The following is a 17,164-nucleotide window of genomic DNA, read 5'->3' as shown; positions in this document are numbered from 1 at the left end:
TCATGGCCACCACCGCGCTGCGCGAGATTTCGCATCTGATCGGCGGTTCTTCCGCAACGGGCGTCGGCACGCGTACGTCCGACATCTTCGACCCGAACACCGGTGCTGTGCAGGCGCGGGTGCGCTTGGGCACTGCTGCCGATTTGGATGCGGCGATGGCCAAGGCGGTCGCAGCGCAAATCGGCTGGGCGGCAACCAACCCGCAGCGGCGCGCGCGCGTGATGTTCCGGTTCAAGACGCTGATCGAGGCGAACATGGACGAGCTGGCGCATCTGCTGTCCTCGGAACATGGCAAGGTGATCGCGGATTCGAAGGGCGATATTCAGCGCGGGCTTGAGGTGATCGAGTTTGCCTGTGGCATCCCTCATGTGCTGAAGGGGGAGTACACCCAAGGTGCCGGGCCGGGGATCGACGTCTATTCGATGCGCCAGCCTTTGGGCGTGGTGGCGGGCATCACCCCGTTCAACTTCCCGGCGATGATCCCGATGTGGATGTTCGGTGTCGCCATTGCTTGCGGCAATGCCTTCATCCTGAAGCCGTCCGAGCGTGACCCAAGCGTCCCGGTGCGGCTGGCCGAACTGATGCTGGAGGCCGGGTTGCCCGAGGGCGTGCTGCAGGTCGTCCATGGCGACAAGGAAATGGTCGATGCGATCCTCGACCATCCCGAGATCAAGGCGGTGAGCTTCGTCGGGTCGTCCGACATCGCGCATTATGTCTATCGACGCGGCGTCGATGCCGGAAAGCGCGTGCAGGCGATGGGCGGTGCCAAGAACCACGGTATCGTGATGCCCGACGCCGATCTGGATCAGGTGGTCAACGATCTGGCGGGCGCGGCGTTCGGGTCGGCGGGCGAGCGCTGTATGGCGCTCCCGGTGGTCGTCCCGGTCGGGGAAAAGACCGCGATCGCTTTGCGCGAGAAGCTGCTGCCTGCGATCGACGCGCTGCGGATCGGTGTCTCGACCGATGCCGAGGCGCATTACGGGCCGGTCGTCACCGCTGCGCACAAGGCGAAGATCGAAAGCTACATCCAGATGGGCGTCGATGAGGGCGCGGAGCTGGTCGTCGACGGGCGCGGCTTTACGCTTCAGGGGCATGAGAACGGCTTTTTCGTCGGTCCGACGTTGTTCGATCGCGTGACGCCGCAGATGCAGTCCTATCAGGAGGAAATCTTCGGCCCGGTGCTGCAGATGGTGCGGGCCGACGGGTTCGAGGATGCACTGAAGCTCGCCAGCGATCACCAGTACGGCAATGGCGTCGCGATCTTCACCCGCAACGGCCATGCCGCGCGCGAGTTCGCGGCGCGCGTCAATGTCGGGATGGTCGGCATCAACGTGCCGATCCCGGTGCCGGTCGCCTACCACTCGTTCGGCGGGTGGAAGCGCTCAGCGTTCGGCGACACCAACCAGCACGGCATGGAGGGGGTGAAGTTCTTCACCAAGGTCAAGACCATCACACAACGCTGGCCGGACGGGTCGGTGGATGGCGGGAACGCGTTCGTCATTCCCACGATGGGATAGGGCGTGCGTCGCCGCATTCCAGAATCGCTTAACACCGTGCTAACCACGTCCGCGCGACTGTGGGGGAAGCGGCTTGTTGATCCTGTTCCGGGTGCTGATGGCGGTTGCCGCGCTCGCGTTCATCGCGCGGGCGGCACCGCTCGCGTTGACGGCATCGGAGCCTGAGCGCGTGGAAAAGCGCATCGCCATCACGTTCGACGATACCCCGCGCGGGGCGGGGGCGTTCCTGACGCTGGAGGAACGCGGTCCGCGCCTGATCGCTGCGCTGGAGGCGGCTGGCGTCAAGCAGGCGGCGTTTTTCATAAACCCGTGCCGGATGCATAGCGAGCGCGACGGCGCGCTGGTCCGCGCTTATGAAACGGCAGGGCATGTGATGGCCGATCACACTTGCAGCCATCCCGGTCTGTCGCGGGTGAGCGCGGATTTCTACCTCGCGGACATCGACAAGTCGCAAGCCTGGTTGCGCACGCGGCCGACCTATCGCCCGTGGTTCCGTTATCCGTTCCTGGACGAGGGCGGCTATGATGTCGCCAAGGCGGGGGCGGTGCGGGCAGGATTGGAGGCGCGGGGCCTTTCCAACGGCTATGTCACTGCCGACGGCTATGACTGGAACATGGAGCGGCTGACGATTGCGGCCAAGCGTTCGGGTCGCGTGATGGATATGGCGGCGCTGCGCGACCTGTATGTCGAGAGCCATGTCGGCGCGGCGGAATTCGCCGACCAGCTGGCGCGGCGCGCGACCGGGCGACGGGTGGCACAAGTGCTGTTGCTTCACGAAACCGATCTGGCGGCGTTGTTCCTGCCTGACATGGTGGCCGGACTGCGCAAGGCTGGGTGGACGATCGTGACGGCGGACGAGGCGTTCGACGACCCCATCGCCGACCGTCAGCCGCAGGTAGCGTTCGCCAATGGCACGCGGGTGCAGATGCTGGCGTGGGAAAAGGGCATCGAGGGGACGCGCTGGTATGACCGCACCGATGGCGCGGTCGCCGACCGGCTGTTCGAGGCGCGGGTGATGAAGGCAACGACGCAATGAGGTGGATTGCCGCGCTGTGCGGGCTGCTGATGACGCTGGCACCCGCCGTCGCGCAGAAGCGAATCGCGCTGACGTTCGACGATACGCCGCGTCATGCGGGTGAATTCATGGACCCGGACGCGCGGGCGAAGATGCTGGTCAAGGCGTTGAAGCGAGCGAAGGTCAAGCAGGCGGCGTTCTTCGTAACGGTCGGCAATATCGGCCAGCCCGGCACCGGCGATGGCGAGGCGAATATCGTACGCTATGTCGCGGCGGGGCATGTCATTGCCAATCACAGCTTTGCGCACAAGCGGCTGAGCGGAATGAGTGCCGACGCTTATCTGGCGGATATCGACCGGGCGGAGGCGTGGCTGAAGTGGCGGCCCGGATACCGCCCGTGGTTCCGCTTTCCGTTCCTGGACGAAGGCGGCAAGGACAAGGTCAAGCGCGATGCGCTGCGCACCGGACTGAAGGCGCGTGGGCTGTCGAACGGCCATGTTACGGCGGAATCGTCCGACTGGAATATCGAGACGCTGGCGGGCAACGCGAAGAAGGCGGGCAAGCGCATCGATATGAAGGCGCTGCGCGATTTCTATGTCGAGAGCCATGTGGAGGCGGCGGAGTTTTACGATGCGCTGGCGGTGAAAGTGCTGGGCCGTTCGCCTGCGCACGTCATGCTGCTGCACGAGACTGATATCGCGGCGATGTATGTCGACGATCTGGTCAGCGCATTACGCGCAAAGGGATGGGAGATCGTCACCGCTGATGAGGCCTATGCCGATCCGCTCCGCAATGCGATGCCCGAGACGCCGTTCGCGCAAGGGTCGCTGACCGAAGCATTGGCCTGGGAGAAAGGTTTGCCCGCGCCGCGCTGGTATTCGCGTAACGATACCAGGATCGCCGATGCGCTGTTCCGCCAGCGGGTGTTGGGGGAGGTGGAGTGACTCCACAGTTAAGTGGCGCGGCTGCGATGCCCGCAGCCGCGCCAGCCCGGTCAGATGCTGAGTTCGGTTACCTCGACGGTCGATCCACCGCCGCGGTTGGTCTGGTTGCTGGTCGTGGAGTAGGCGCCCATCTTGGCATAGAAATGCCGCCCCGATTGGAGCGAGCCATTGATGTACACCCTGCCGGCGCGGTCGCCATCGGGGTTGGATTTGGCGCAGACGACGCCGTTGATTCGATATTGCGGGGTTTGACCCGAACTGACCGACACGCTGATCGTGTAGCTGTTGCCCAGCGTCACTGCGGGCGCGCCGCTGCATACCTGACCGCCTTGGACGATGTAGAATTCCAGCTGGCTGGTCCCCGATTTCGGCCGGGTGGCGAGCTGGGTGACCGGCTCGGACGGGCCGGAGGTCTGGCCGGATGCGACGACGTTCAGCACCTGCATGACGCTAAGCCATTTGCCGCCGCTGACGAACTTGAAGCGGCCGGTGGCGGTTACGCTGCTGGTGCGCGAGGTGCCGCGCAGCTCAGCGCGACCGGGGGTGCTGTCGGTGCGCTGATTGACGATGAAGCGTTTGCCGCCGCTGATATTCTGGATCTGGCCGCCGGCATCGACATCGGTGGTGTAAGCGTATGCCGCCGTCCCGCCGAGCGCGATCAGGGCGGCGGCGGTGGCGATGTGTTTACGACGGAATACACGGGTTTGCTTGGCATCTTTCATGCGATTCCACTCCTCAAATCCGGTATTCGATTGAATGGGCTTATGCCCGTCGTCCGAAGTTGTAGGACAACTGATACCGGTGTCATCCGTCTGCGCCGAAGTTTTGAAAAACGCAATAGGGCGCGATGCGTCGCGTCGTGCGTTTCGCTATCGGCATTGCGCAGCCGCCACGCCCACCAGAAGATTGCTTCAGGGATCCAGTAATGACCGACCAGTTCGACCTGACCGAAGACCAGCGCGCGATCCAGGAGATGGCGCAGCGCTTTACCGCCGACGCGATCACCCCGCACGCGGCGGAGTGGGACGAGAAGCACATTTTCCCGCGCGCGACGGTGAAAGCCGCTGCCGAGCTGGGGTTCGGCGCAATCTATGTGTCGGAGGAATCGGGCGGCATTGGCCTCGGGCGGCTGGAGTCGGCGCTCATCATGGAGGCGATGGCCTATGGCTGTCCCGCGACCAGCGCGTTCATCTCGATCCACAATATGGCGGGGTGGATGATCGACCGGTTCGGGTCGCAGGGGGTGAAGGACAAGTATCTGCCGAAGTTGGTGACCGCAGACTGGCTGGCGAGCTATTGCCTGACCGAGCCGTCATCGGGATCGGATGCGGCGGCACTCAAGACCACAGCGAAACGTGACGGCGACGTGTTCGTGGTCAACGGATCGAAGCAGTTTATTTCCGGCGCGGGCGAGAATGAGCTGTACGTCACGATGGTGCGAACCGGGGTGGACGGGCCAAAGGGCATTTCGTGCCTGGCGATCGAAAAGGACATGGCGGGCGTCAGCTTCGGCGCGAACGAGCGCAAGCTGGGCTGGCATGCGCAACCGACGCGGCAGGTGACGTTCGACAATGTCCGGGTGCCGGTGGAGAATTTGATCGGCGGCGAGGGCGAGGGGTTCCGCATTGCGATGATGGGGCTGGACGGCGGGCGGCTGAATATCGGTGCATGCTCGCTGGGTGGGGCGCAGCGGTGTCTGGACGAGGCGATCACGTACACCAAGGATCGCAAGCAGTTCGGCACCGCCATCGCTGAGTTCCAGAACACGCAATTCACGCTGGCGGACATGGCGACCGAGCTGGAGGCGGCGCGGGCGCTGCTCTATCTGGCGGCGGCGAAGGTGACGGCGAATGCGCCGGACAAGACCAAGTTCGCGGCGATGGCAAAGCGGTTTGCCACCGATACCGGATCGTCGGTAGTGGATCGCGCACTGCAACTGCACGGCGGCTACGGCTATCTGATGGATTACCCGATCGAACGCTTCTGGCGCGACCTGCGCGTGCATTCGATCCTCGAGGGTACCAATCAGGTGATGCGGATGATCGTCGGACGGGAGCTGACACGGCAATGAGCCCCGAACCGAACAACGATGTCCTGATCTTCAAGGAAGGCAAGGCAGGTTGCATCCGGCTGAACCGGCCAAAAGCGATCCATGCGCTGAATACCGGCATGTGCGTGGCGGTGCTGACGGCGCTTGAGGCGTGGCGCGAGGATGCGGCGGTCGAGGTCGTGATGATTGACCATGCCGAAGGTCGCGGCTTTTGCGCGGGCGGCGATATCCGCGTGATCGCCGAGAGCGGTGCGGGCGACGGCAGTGCGGCGCGCGAGTTCTTCCGCCAGGAATACCGCATGAACCACCGGCTGTTCACTTATGCCAAGCCGATCGTCGCGTTCATGGACGGGATCACGATGGGTGGCGGCGTCGGGATTTCCCAGCCTGCGAAGTATCGCGTGGCGACCGAAAATACGAAGTTTGCCATGCCGGAGACGGGGATCGGGCTGTTTCCGGATGTCGGCGGCGGCTGGTATCTGTCGCGGTTGCCGGGACGGATCGGTCAGTATCTGGCTGTGACCGGACACCGGATCGACGGGTCGGAATGCGTCGCGCTGGGGCTGGCGAGCCATTACCTTCCGTCGGCGGTATTGGATGAGGCGAAGGCCCGGATTGCGGCTGATCCACAACGCGTCGCGGCGGTCCTGGATGATCTGTCGGAAACGCCACCGGAAGCGCGCCTTCTCGCCCATCGTGAAGATATCGACCGCCTGCTTGCATCCGACACGCTGGAGGAGATCGTGGCCGCGCTGGAGGCCGATGGCGGCGATTGGGCGACCGCCCAGCGGGCCATCATCGCCACCAAATCGCCGCAAGCGATGAAGGTCAGCCTGAAACTGCTGCTCGATGGCGCGACCATGCCGACGTTCGAGGACGAGATGCGGCAGGAGTTCGCGGTTGCGAGCCATATCGTTCAGCGCCACGACTTTATCGAAGGCGTGCGCGCGCTGATTGTGGACAAGGACAATGCGCCGCGCTGGAACCCGGCGACGATAGAGGGGATCAGCGATCACCTGATCGATCAGATTTTTGCGCCATTGCCGGACGATCAGGCGTGGACGCCGAGTTGACCCACACCCACCGTCACCCCGGGCTTGACCCGGGGTCCCGCTTCTTCGGCCGGTCGGAACAGCGGGATCCCGGGTCGAGCCCGGGATGACGGAATTGGAGAGCATAAATGTCTGACTACGAAACCATCCTCGTCGAAAAGCGCGACGCCGTGACCATCGTGACTCTCAACCGGCCACAGGCGCTGAATGCGCTGAACAGCCAGATTCTGGCCGAGTTGCTTGAGGCAATGGCTGCGTTCGACGCCGATCCGTCGCAGGGCTGCGCGGTGCTGACCGGCAGCGAAAAGGCGTTCGCGGCGGGGGCGGACATCAAGGAGATGTCGTCGCAGGGCTTTGCAGAGATGTACGGCAGCAATTTCTTTGCTGGCTGGGATCAGTTCACCCGCACGCGCAAGCCGATCATCGCGGCGGTCGCGGGCTTCGCACTCGGCGGTGGGTGCGAGTTGGCGATGATGTGCGACTTCATCCTCGCCGCCGATACTGCCAAGTTTGGGCAGCCCGAGATCAAGCTGGCGGTGGCGCCCGGCATGGGCGGATCGCAGCGGCTCACGCGCGCCGTTGGAAAAGCCAAGGCAATGGAAATGTGCCTGACCGGGCGAATGATGGGGGCCGAGGAGGCTGAGCGCGCCGGGCTGGTATCGCGGATCATCCCCGCCGCCGATCTGATCGAGGAAGCGCTGAAGGTCGCCGCGTCGATCGCCGCGATGGCGCCGCTGTCGGTGCTGGCGAACAAGGAAATGGTCAACGCGGCTTATGAGACGACGCTGACGCAAGGCGTGCAGTTCGAGCGGCGACTGTTCCACGGGCTGTTCGGGACGCAGGACCAGAGTGAAGGCATGGCCGCGTTCGTCGAGAAGCGGCCGGGGAAGTGGACGGGGAAGTAAATTTGGTGAGGGGTCGCGCCATCGTGAGCGCGTCCCCTCATCCAACCTCCGCTAGGCAGCAAGCTGCCAAGCTGCGGTATCCTTCTCCCTCTGGAGAAGGTTTAGGGAGAAGATAATGGCGCGCGTCGGGTTTATTGGGCTGGGCAATATGGGCGGCGGGATGGCCGCGAATCTGGCGAAGGCGGGCCACGACGTTCGCGCGTTCGACCTGAGTGCCGAGGCACTGGAGCGGGCCAAGGCGGCGGGGTGCCTGCCGGTCGAGAGCGCCGCGGCTGCCGCCGACGGTGCCGAGGCGGTCGTCACGATGCTTCCCGCGGGCAAGCATGTCAAACAGGTCTATGAAGACAGCGTGTTCGATGCGGCGGACACAGGGGCAATCCTGATCGACTGTTCGACCATCGACGTGGCGACCGCCAAACGCGTGGCTGAAGCGGCGCAAGCGAAGGGACTGGCGGCGGTCGATGCGCCCGTGTCGGGCGGTATAGCTGCGGCGGCGGGCGGCACGCTGACCTTCATGGTCGGTGGCAGCGATGTGGCGTTCGAGCGGGCCGAGGTGTTCCTGGCGCAAATGGGCAAGGCGGTAATCCGCGCCGGGGCCAATGGTGCCGGTCAGGCAGCAAAGGTCTGTAACAACATGCTGCTGGGCGCGACGATGGTGGCGACGTGCGAGGCGTTCCTGCTGGCACAGAAGCTGGGGCTGGACCCCCAGACCTTTTTCGACATTTCTTCGGTGTCGTCGGGGCAGAGCTGGTCGATGACGAGCTATGCCCCGCTGCCCGGCGTCGGGCCAAAGACGCCCGCCGATAACGATTATCAGGGCGGATTCGCGGTTGGGTTGATGCTGAAAGATCTGAAACTGGCGATGGAAGCAGCTGAGAGCGCCGGGGCGGAGACGCCGATGGGTGCGCGCGCGGCCGAGCTTTACGCGAAGTTTGCGGACGCTGGAAATGCGGGGATGGATTTTTCGGGAATCATCAAGATGCTAGATTCGAAGGAGTAATCCGATCCGTCACGCCAGCGAAAGCTGGGGTCTTGGGCCACAAGCCGTTGGCTCGCGGAGAAAGATTCCCGCTTTCGCTGGAGTGACGGGTACGGGCCGCAGTGACGGCTAGGGACACGTCGTCCCCGGCCCGGCGTCCAGATCCAGGCATCGCCCGTCGATCTCGTCCTTGGGCACCGACAAGCCCAGCACTCCGGCAAGCGTCGGCAGAATATCCACCGTCTCCACCGACATCGGCTGCTCGAACCCGGTCATCCCCTTGCGCCAGAACAGGATCGGCACGCGACGGTCATAGTCCCAGAAGCTGCCATGCGTGGCGGTCGAACCCTTTGAGCCGTCCGCAATCGGCGTGATCCGCGGTTTCAGCGCGACGACGAAATCGCCCGAACGTGCCGGGAAATAGGCGGCGCGGGCACGCTGGAGAAGCGTCCAGGTTTCCGGCGGCCCGGACGGGCTCGGGGTTGCCATGATCTGGTCGCGGGTCAGCACCGCCTGAACCTGTGGATGCGTGCTGAGCGCGAGATAAAGTTCCTTCAGCGCAGGCTCGCGCTTGCCGGGGTCGATGGTGGGATCGACGTACATGTCGCCGAAATTACCGCCCCAAAGCAGTTGCCCTGATATGCCCAGCTTCTGCGCGATCGGGGTGCCGATCTTCTTCGCGCTGAAAGCAGGATCGACGCGGGCCGCCTCGGCAATGCCGTGCATGACATGCCGCTCCGGCAGGTCATGCCCGCCATGATCCGCGGTCAGCACGACCTGATAATCGATGCCGGTCTTGTCGAGAATGTCGAAGAATTTGCCGAGCGTGCGGTCGAGACCGAGCAGCTGGAGGCACATTTCGGTACCCTCGGTACCGTAAGTGTGGCCGACATAGTCGCTGGCCGACGCGCCGACGATGAGCAGGTCGGTCGCCTTGCCCTCACCCAATTTCAGCTCGGCACGAACATCGGCGGCAAGGCCGACGATCGCGGCATCGAACTCGGGCGAGGCACGGAAGCGGCCGGTCTCGCCCGCGCCCCGGGCGAAGCGGCCGGTCCCGACCGTCTTGCCCGCGCTGCCCACGGGCACCGCGACATCGCGGGAGGCACACAAAGCGGGCAGATCGAGTGCTGGCTGCGCCTCGGCGATGCGCGTGGCCACCGCGATATTGGCGCGGGTGACGGCACCGGGTTCGGCGCGTCCGGCATAGCTGACAAAGCCCTTGCCGCCCCACCACCAAGCCTGATCGGGGTTGTGGCCGGACATCATCACCGCCGCGCGATCCTTGCCCGCGACCGCGACGACGCGGGTGGCGGGGGTGACTTTTTTCATGCGCTCGCCCAGCGTCGGCACCTTTAGGTGGAGCGGGGAGACGGTGTAATTGTCGGAGCTACTTCCGGGGAAGGTGGGGTCTTCAGCGCAATAAATCGTCTTGTCCTCACGCCCCGCCTTCAGATCGACCCAGTCATTGGCGATGATCCCGCTGCGCGACGGGCGGGCGCCGGTGAGGATCGTCGAGTGGCCGGGGCAGGTCTCGGTCGCGGCATGGCTTTGATAGCCCGAGGGGAAGACGACACCGTTGGCGAGCCGGGCGAGGCCACCGGTGAAATGCTGGCGATATTCGGCGAACACATCGGCGGAGAGTTGATCCACCGCGATGGCGACGATCAGCTTGGGCGGCTTTGGCGGCGATGGTGGCGTGGCTTCCTGAGCGAGGGCAGGTGCGGCGAGCAGCAGCGAGGCGGCGAGCGAACGAAACATCTTTCCTCCGGTGGCAAATGCACCCGCACCCGCTATGTTCGGTTCGTCGCGGCACGGCAAGGATGCGTAATGAGTAAGTTTGGTTTCGTGTTGATGACGCTGCTGGTGGGGTTCGCCGCAGCAATGCCGGGAGCAGCGCAGCAGGCGGGGCAGGACAATCTGACGGTCGAGCTGGTCGCGGAAACCGACAGCCCCGCCGCCGGGAGCGAGGTGACGATCGCGTTCGTCGCCACGCCCGATCCGGGCTGGCACGGCTATTGGAAGAATCCCGGGGATGCCGGGCTGGATACGCGGCTGGACTGGAAATTGCCGGCGGGGCTGACAGCGGGCGAGTTGCGCTATCCGGTGCCGACGCGGCTGCTGATCTCCGGGATCATGAACTATGTTTACAAGGGCAGCTATACGCAGCTGGCGACGCTGAAGATTCCCGCCGGACTGGCGACGGGAACTGCGCTCCCCATCACGGTTCGCGCCGATTATCTGGTCTGCACCGACGAGGTATGCGTGCCGGAGACCGAGAATCTGGCGATCCGCCTGACCGTGGGCGACGGCGTGATTTCGGGTGAGCGGCGCGCGCGGTTCGATGCGTGGCGACGCGTATTTCCGAAACCCTTGGGCAGCGAGGCGAAGTTCTCGATTGCCGATGGCGTCGCGCGGATCGCGATCCCCTATCCGGCCAGCGCGGCGATTTCGGACGAGACCTATTTCTATCCGCTGACGACCGGGGCGCTGAATTACGCGGCACCGCAAAAAGTTACGCGTGACGGCGATCTGCTGGTCATCGAAACGAAGGCGGGGGGAACGCCGCAACGGATCGAGGGCGTGCTGGCAGTCGGCGCAGGGCAGGGGTTTTCGGTGACGGCAGTGTCGGGCGCGGTAGCGGTGGCCGCGACGGGCGAGGCCGGGATCGACTGGTCCGCCGCGCTGATCGCGTTCGGTGGCGCGCTGCTGGGCGGGCTGATCCTGAATGTCATGCCGTGCGTGTTTCCGATCCTGAGCCTGAAGGCGCTGAGCCTGGCCAAGAGCGGCGCGAGCGAGGGGCAGGCGCGGGGCGAGGCGTTGGCCTATACGGCGGGCGTGGTGCTGGTGGTGCTAGCGTTGGGCGGGCTGATGCTGGGGCTGCGCGCGGGCGGGGCGAGCGTGGGCTGGGCGTTCCAGCTGACCGATCCGCGCGTGATCCTGCTGCTGCTGCTGCTGGTGTTGGGCATTGCACTCAATCTGGCCGGGCTGTTCGAGATGATGACGCCGCGTTTTGCGGGGCGACTGGCGAGCGGCGGGAGCGGTGGCGCGTTCATGACGGGGGCGCTCGCGGCATTCATCGCAACGCCGTGTACCGGGCCGTTCATGGGCGCGGCATTGGGGGCGGCTTTGGTGCTGCCCTGGTATGTGGCGATCCTGATCTTCCTGGGGCTGGGACTGGGGCTGGCATTGCCGTTCCTGTTGCTGGGGTTCGTGCCCGCGCTGCGGCGGATGCTGCCGAAGCCCGGGGCGTGGATGGACACCTTCCGCAAAATACTGTCGGTGCCGATGTTCCTGACTGCAATCGCGCTCGCATGGGTGCTGGGCGGCCTGACGGGTGTGAACGGCATGGCGCTGGGGCTGACCCTGGCGCTGGCGCTGGCTGTGGTGCTGTGGGTGCTTGGGCGGCGGCAGGTTCGGGGTGCTGGAAATGGCGCTGCTTGGGCTGTGGCGGTGCTGGTGACGGCGGCGGGTGTTTGGCTGGTGAGCGGGATAGAGAAGCCAGCAGCAGCGGCGGCGACGGCGGCGAAAGGTGCCGAGCCCTTCAGCGAGACTCGGCTTGCGGCGCTCAGGGCTGAGGGACGCCCGGTCTTTGCCTATTTCACCGCCGACTGGTGCGTGACGTGCAAGGTCAACGAGAAGACCGCAATCGAGACCGACGCTGTTGCCAGTGCCTTCAAGGACGGCAATGTCGCGGTGCTGGTGGGTGACTGGACCGACGGCGATCCGGCGCTGGGGCGATTTATCGAGCAGCATAACCGCGCGGGGGTGCCGCTTTATCTGTGGTATCCGAAGGGCGGCGAACCGAGGGTCTTGCCGCAGGTGCTGACACAGGGCATGTTGACTGCACTTCCGGGGGGATAACGGAGGTTGTGATGAATAGAGTGATTGCGTTTGGCGTGGCGATGATCGCGGCTATGGCCATCCCTGCCGCCGCCGAACAGGCCAATGGCCAGAAGGCGACCGACTTCAAGCTGACCGATGCCAGCGGCAAGACCGTGCAGCTCAGCGACTATCGCGGCAAGACCGTGGTGCTGGAGTGGAACAACCCCGGCTGCCCCTTTGTCCAGCGGCATTACGAGAGCGGCAATATGCAGAAAACGCAGACTGCGGCCAAGGCTGGCGGCGCGGTATGGTTGACGATCAATTCGGGCGCACCCGGCAAGCAGGGCTATATGGAGGCCCCCGCTGCGCGCAAATGGGTGGGCGACAGCAAGTCCGCCGCCGCGCATTATCTGCTCGATCCCAAGGGCATCGTCGGCAAGGGCTATGCCGCCAAGACGACTCCACACATCTACATCATCGATGGGCAGGGCACGTTGCGGTATCAGGGCGCGATCGACGACAAGCCCGCTGCGCGGATCGATGAGATGCCCGCAGCACGTAATCATGCGGTGGCCGCGTTGAACGAGATCAAGGCTGGCAAAACCGTGTCGGTGGCGCAGACCCAGGCTTATGGATGTTCGGTCAAATATGCCGAATGAGCTTTCCTCTCCGTTATAGGGGGCGGATGAGGGGAGAAGGCCGGGGGAAACCCCGGCCTTTTTCGTTGCTTGGGGAATCGCGTGCAGCCCCCTTGTGCAACGCAGCAAAGCGTTGCAGCATGGAACCAGCCGGGGTTCCGGCGCTTTGGAGGCTGAATGGGGACAAGCCGCGCGTTCGATGAAATCTGGGGGCATGGCGGGCCGGGCAAGCCGCGCGCCGAATTCTCGGCCCTTTCGCAATGGATACGGGATACGCCGCAGGCCGAGATGGACCGGCGACAACAGGCCGCCGAAGCCACGTTTCGACAGCTGGGCATTACCTTTGCAGTCTATGGCGATACCGATGCATCGGAGCGTATCATTCCGTTCGATATCGTGCCGCGCATCTTCCTTCATGATGAATGGCAAAGGCTGTCCGAAGGGTTGATCCAGCGGGTCGAGGCGATCAATGCCTTTTTGGACGACATCTATGGCGAGCGCCGCATTCTGAAGGAAGGCGTGTTGCCGTCCGAGCTGGTGCTCAACAATGCGCAGTTCCGTCCCGAGGTTGCGGGCATCAAACCACCCCACGGCATCTGGGCGCATATCTGCGGCATCGATCTGGTGCGGACCGGGCCGGACGAATTCTTCGTGCTGGAGGATAATGCACGCACACCTTCGGGCGTCTCGTATATGCTTGAAAACCGCGAGGCGATGATCCGGCTGTGCCCCGAGCTGTTCCGCAGTTTCCGGGTCGCGGCGGTGGACAGTTACAGCGACATGCTGCGGGAGACGATGCGATCGGTCGCGCCGGATCGCCGCGCGGGTCAGCCGGTGTGCGTCGTGCTGACGCCGGGGCACTTCAACTCGGCCTATTATGAGCACAGCTTTCTCGCCGACACGATGGGAATCGAACTGGTCGAACCCGCCGATCTGATTGTCGACGACGATATCGTTTACATGCAGACGATTGCGGGGCGGGTGAAGGTCGATGTGGTCTATCGCCGGATCGACGATGACTATCTCGACCCGCTGGTGTTCCGCTCGGATTCGATGCTGGGCGTGCCGGGGCTGATCGCGGCGTATCGCGCGGGCAACGTCGCTATCATGAATGCGCCTGGCAACGGCATCGCCGACGACAAGGCGATCTACAGCTATATGCCGGAGATCGTTAAATTCTATTCGGGCGCGGAGGCCAAGCTGCCCAACGTCGAAACGTGGCGCTGCCGTGAGCCACAGGCGTTGAAATATGTGCTCGAGCATCTGGACGAGGTGGTGGTGAAGCTGGTCGACGGGTCGGGCGGTTACGGCATGCTAGTCGGCCCGACCGCGAGCAAGGCGGAGATAGAGAGTTTCCGCGCCGCGCTGATCGCCGAACCGCAGCGCTATATCGCGCAACCGACGCTGGCGCTGTCGACCGTGCCGACCGTGACGGAAAAGGGGCTGGCTCCGCGCCATGTCGATTTCCGGCCGTTCGTGCTAACCGGATCGGACGGGGTGAAGGTGGTACCGGGCGGGCTGACGCGCGTGGCGCTGAAGGAAGGGTCGCTGGTGGTGAATTCCAGCCAGGGCGGCGGGACGAAGGACAGTTTCGTGCTGTTGCCCGATACCAAACGCAAGTCGCAATCGCAGTCTCAGGGGCAATCCCAGACGCAGGTGCAGATCTGATGCGGATGTTGTCGCGCACCGCATCGGCGCTTTACTGGCTCGGTCGCTATGTCGAGCGGGCGGATTTCACCGCGCGGCTGGTCGAGGCGACGGTGCGGCTCGACGCGCTGTCGGCAAGCCCGGCGGGCGAGGCGGCATGGGCCAGCGCATTGAGCGTCACCTATAATGACAAGGCGTTCAAGGCGACCGGCGACGCGCTGAGCCAGCAGCCGGTGTCGCGTTTCCTGACGCTGGATATGACGCATCCGGGGTCGATCGTTCGATATCTGGAGCAGGCGCGTAACAATGCGCGGGCTGTACGCACTGCGCTGACGCGGGAGGCTTGGACGGCGGTCAACCGGTTGTGGTTGCTGTTCGCCAATCGCTCCAGCCCCGGCGGGGCGGCGGCGACGCTGAATCTGGTCGAGGGCGTGATGGCCGAGGCGCGCGGGTTCGAGGGCGCGGTCCACCGGATGATGCGCAACGAGGCGACGCTGTTGATCCAACTGGGCGCGGCGATCGAGCGTGCGGACAATACCGCGCGGTTGCTCGACGTAAAATATCATTTGCTATTACCGCAGGGTGAGAAAGTCGGCGGCGTGGTCGACCGCGATCAGTGGACGACGATCCTCCAAACCGTGTCTGCCGTCACCGCCTATCGCTGGATGTACAGCGACGGGCTGGCACCGACCAATGTCACCGATTTGCTGATTTGCCGCACCGAACTGCCCCGCAGCCTCGCAGCTTGTGTCGAGGAGGTCGTCGAGCAACTGAACGGGCTGGCCAAGCGGACCGGGTTGCAGGGCGAGGCCGACCGGATGGCGCGGGCGCGGATCGCGCGGATGCAAAAAACCCGCGCCAGCGAAGTCATCGTCAGCGGCCTGCACGAATATCTGGAGGCCTTCATCCGCGAGAACGCGATGCTCCACGCCGCCATCGCGCGCCAGTTCAGGTTTATATGACGATGCGCCTGGCGATCGAACATCACACGATTTACCGCTTCTCCAAGCCACAGGCGCGGCTGGTGCAGATGCTGCGGCTGACGCCCGCCGATACGGTCGATCAGACCGTGCTGTCGTGGCGGATCGACGTCGATTGCGACGTGCGGCTGCGGGATTCGCTCGACGGGTTCGGCAACAAGGTGACGATGCTTTACGCCGACGGCCCAATCGAGGCGATCGAGATTACCGTCGCGGGACAAGTGCTGACCACCGAATCCAGTGGCGTGGTGCGTGGGAGTTTCGAGCCGTTGCCGTCGGACGTGTTCCGTCGTGCGACGCCACGGACCGAAGGAAACGAGGCGCTCACGGCGTTTGTCGGGGAAGCGCAACACGGGTGCAGTGGGTCGCTCGATTGCCTGCATCGCTGGAATGCAGCGCTGGCAAAGCGATTTCGCGGAGCGCCGGACCTACCCGATACCGGCCTGTCGGCGGCACAGGCGCTGGCTGCGGCCGAACCTAGTTCACGCGATCTGGCACATATCTTCATCGCCGGTGCCCGCGCGATCGACGTACCGGCTCGCTATGTATCGGGATATCGGCAGGGCGAGGGTGACGCCTGCGCGCCGCACGGCTGGGCCGAAGCCTGGGTCGAGCGGCTGGGCTGGGTCGGCTTCGACCCCTCGGCCGGGCGCAGTCCTGACGAACAATATGTGCGGGTCGCTGTCGGGCTGGACGCACCGGGCGCCGCGACGATCGCGGGATCGCGGCTGGGGCAGGGGAAAGAGGAACTGGAGGTCGACCTGCATGTCGATCAATTGGGGAACGACGCGTAAGCCGTTACGCCATTTCGCGCACCGGCATCCGCGCCATAACACCCGGTTGCTCGTCGACCGCCAGCCGTGACCAGCCGTTCGGGCCGAGCACTTCCATCGGGCGATAGCGGGTCTTATACTCCATCCGCTGACTGCCCTTTACCCAATAGCCGAGATAGACATAGGCGAGGCCTGCGTTCCGGGCGCGGACGATGTGATCCATGATGATGAGGTTGCCGAGGCCGGGACGTCCGGCGTCCGGGTCGAAGAAACTGTAGATCATCGACAAACCATCGGCCTGATGATCGGTGATGCATGCACCGACCAGCGCGCCGCCGCGTTCCGCAGGCTCACGATATTCGATGACATAGGTGCCGACCGGGGACTGTTCGACCATGTCGGCATAGTCGATTTCGTCCATCGCAGTCATGCCGCCGCCGGGGTGACGGGTGGAGAGGTAGCGGCGGAGCAGGTCATATTGCTCCTCGGTCGCCCAGGGGCGGCAGGCGGTGACCTCGAGGTCCGAATGACGGCGGATCAGCTTGCGCTGGGTGGCGTTGGGGCGGAACTCGCCGGTGACGACGCGCACCGAAAGGCAGGCGTTGCAGCCGACACAGCTGGGGCGATAGGCCACCGACTGGCTGCGGCGGAAGCCGATGCGGCCGAGCGCATCGTTCAGCTCACCGGCATGCGGGCCGGTGAGTTCGGTGAAGATCTTCCGTTCCTGCTTCCCCGGAAGATAGGGGCAGGGCGACGGGCTGGTCACGAAAAAACGTGGAAACCGCGTAAGTGCCGTCACCCAAATTGCCCCCTGTCACCTGCGAAACCGCGTTGGTCTG

15 protein-coding genes are annotated in these 17,164 nt (G+C 64.5%); 12 read left to right on the top strand and 3 right to left on the bottom strand.

Annotated elements, in window-relative coordinates; genetic code table 11:
• Positions 1-17 precede the first annotated feature (17 nt).
• From U1702_RS07115 to U1702_RS07105, 3 genes are all read left to right on the top strand, one after another.
• On the top strand, positions 18-1,517 hold the full coding sequence (locus U1702_RS07115; RefSeq protein WP_332724627.1) for a CoA-acylating methylmalonate-semialdehyde dehydrogenase: 1,500 nt from the start codon (positions 18-20) through the stop codon (positions 1,515-1,517).
• A gap of 73 nt (positions 1,518-1,590) precedes the next feature.
• A complete protein-coding gene (locus U1702_RS07110; protein WP_332723327.1) occupies positions 1,591-2,553 on the top strand; it encodes a polysaccharide deacetylase family protein in 963 nt (320 codons plus the stop codon).
• Entirely contained in the window at positions 2,550-3,476 is a 927-nt protein-coding gene (locus U1702_RS07105; protein WP_332723326.1) for a polysaccharide deacetylase family protein, read from the top strand. The genes U1702_RS07110 and U1702_RS07105 overlap by 4 nt, the downstream gene beginning before the upstream one ends.
• Positions 3,477-3,526: 50 nt before the next feature.
• Here U1702_RS07105 and U1702_RS07100 read toward each other — a convergent pair whose 3' ends face one another.
• Positions 3,527-4,198: a hypothetical protein gene (locus tag U1702_RS07100; RefSeq protein WP_332723325.1), complete on the bottom strand. Its 672-nt coding sequence runs from the start codon at positions 4,196-4,198 to the stop codon at positions 3,527-3,529.
• Positions 4,199-4,401: 203 nt separating this feature from the next.
• Between U1702_RS07100 and U1702_RS07095 the strand changes: the two genes are divergently transcribed.
• The 4 genes from U1702_RS07095 (at position 4,402) to mmsB (ending at position 8,483) form a co-directional block, all read left to right on the top strand.
• A complete protein-coding gene (locus U1702_RS07095; protein WP_332723323.1) occupies positions 4,402-5,547 on the top strand; it encodes an acyl-CoA dehydrogenase family protein in 1,146 nt (381 codons plus the stop codon).
• A complete protein-coding gene (locus U1702_RS07090; RefSeq protein ID WP_332723321.1) occupies positions 5,544-6,599 on the top strand; it encodes an enoyl-CoA hydratase/isomerase family protein in 1,056 nt (351 codons plus the stop codon). The genes U1702_RS07095 and U1702_RS07090 overlap by 4 nt, the downstream gene beginning before the upstream one ends.
• A 107-nt stretch (positions 6,600-6,706) precedes the next feature.
• Complete coding sequence (locus U1702_RS07085) at positions 6,707-7,483, top strand: enoyl-CoA hydratase (protein ID WP_332723319.1); 777 nt, start codon at positions 6,707-6,709, stop codon at positions 7,481-7,483.
• 115 nt (positions 7,484-7,598) lie between these two features.
• Positions 7,599-8,483 (top strand): 3-hydroxyisobutyrate dehydrogenase, encoded by an 885-nt coding sequence (mmsB, locus tag U1702_RS07080; protein WP_332723317.1) that lies wholly within the window; start codon positions 7,599-7,601, stop codon positions 8,481-8,483.
• Between the two features lie 108 nt (positions 8,484-8,591).
• Here the strand turns inward: mmsB and U1702_RS07075 are convergent, their stop codons facing one another.
• Complete coding sequence (locus tag U1702_RS07075; protein WP_332723315.1) at positions 8,592-10,223, bottom strand: alkaline phosphatase family protein; 1,632 nt, start codon at positions 10,221-10,223, stop codon at positions 8,592-8,594.
• Positions 10,224-10,292: 69 nt separating this feature from the next.
• On the opposite strand from U1702_RS07075, the gene U1702_RS07070 reads away from it, so the two are divergent.
• The 5 genes from U1702_RS07070 (at position 10,293) to U1702_RS07050 (ending at position 16,346) form a co-directional block, all read left to right on the top strand.
• Positions 10,293-12,326 (top strand): protein-disulfide reductase DsbD family protein, encoded by a 2,034-nt coding sequence (locus U1702_RS07070; protein WP_332723313.1) that lies wholly within the window; start codon positions 10,293-10,295, stop codon positions 12,324-12,326.
• A gap of 11 nt (positions 12,327-12,337) precedes the next feature.
• Entirely contained in the window at positions 12,338-12,946 is a 609-nt protein-coding gene (locus U1702_RS07065; protein WP_332723311.1) for a redoxin domain-containing protein, read from the top strand.
• Positions 12,947-13,102: 156 nt separating this feature from the next.
• Entirely contained in the window at positions 13,103-14,593 is a 1,491-nt protein-coding gene (locus U1702_RS07060) for a circularly permuted type 2 ATP-grasp protein (RefSeq protein ID WP_332723309.1), read from the top strand.
• 5 nt (positions 14,594-14,598) lie between these two features.
• Positions 14,599-15,534, top strand: coding sequence for an alpha-E domain-containing protein (locus U1702_RS07055; protein ID WP_332724625.1), 936 nt, complete (start codon positions 14,599-14,601; stop codon positions 15,532-15,534).
• A complete protein-coding gene (locus U1702_RS07050) occupies positions 15,531-16,346 on the top strand; it encodes a transglutaminase family protein (protein WP_332723307.1) in 816 nt (271 codons plus the stop codon). The genes U1702_RS07055 and U1702_RS07050 overlap by 4 nt, the downstream gene beginning before the upstream one ends.
• A gap of 4 nt (positions 16,347-16,350) precedes the next feature.
• On the opposite strand, the gene U1702_RS07045 is transcribed toward U1702_RS07050, so the two are convergent.
• Positions 16,351-17,124, bottom strand: coding sequence for an arginyltransferase (locus U1702_RS07045; protein WP_332723305.1), 774 nt, complete (start codon positions 17,122-17,124; stop codon positions 16,351-16,353).
• Positions 17,125-17,164: the final 40 nt, after the last annotated feature.

Source organism: Sphingomonas sp. LT1P40 (assembly GCF_036663835.1).
Taxonomy (GTDB): domain Bacteria; phylum Pseudomonadota; class Alphaproteobacteria; order Sphingomonadales; family Sphingomonadaceae; genus Sphingomonas.
The sequence above is the reverse complement of the archived record's forward strand: the minus strand, read 5'-3'. Positions and strand labels throughout refer to the sequence as shown.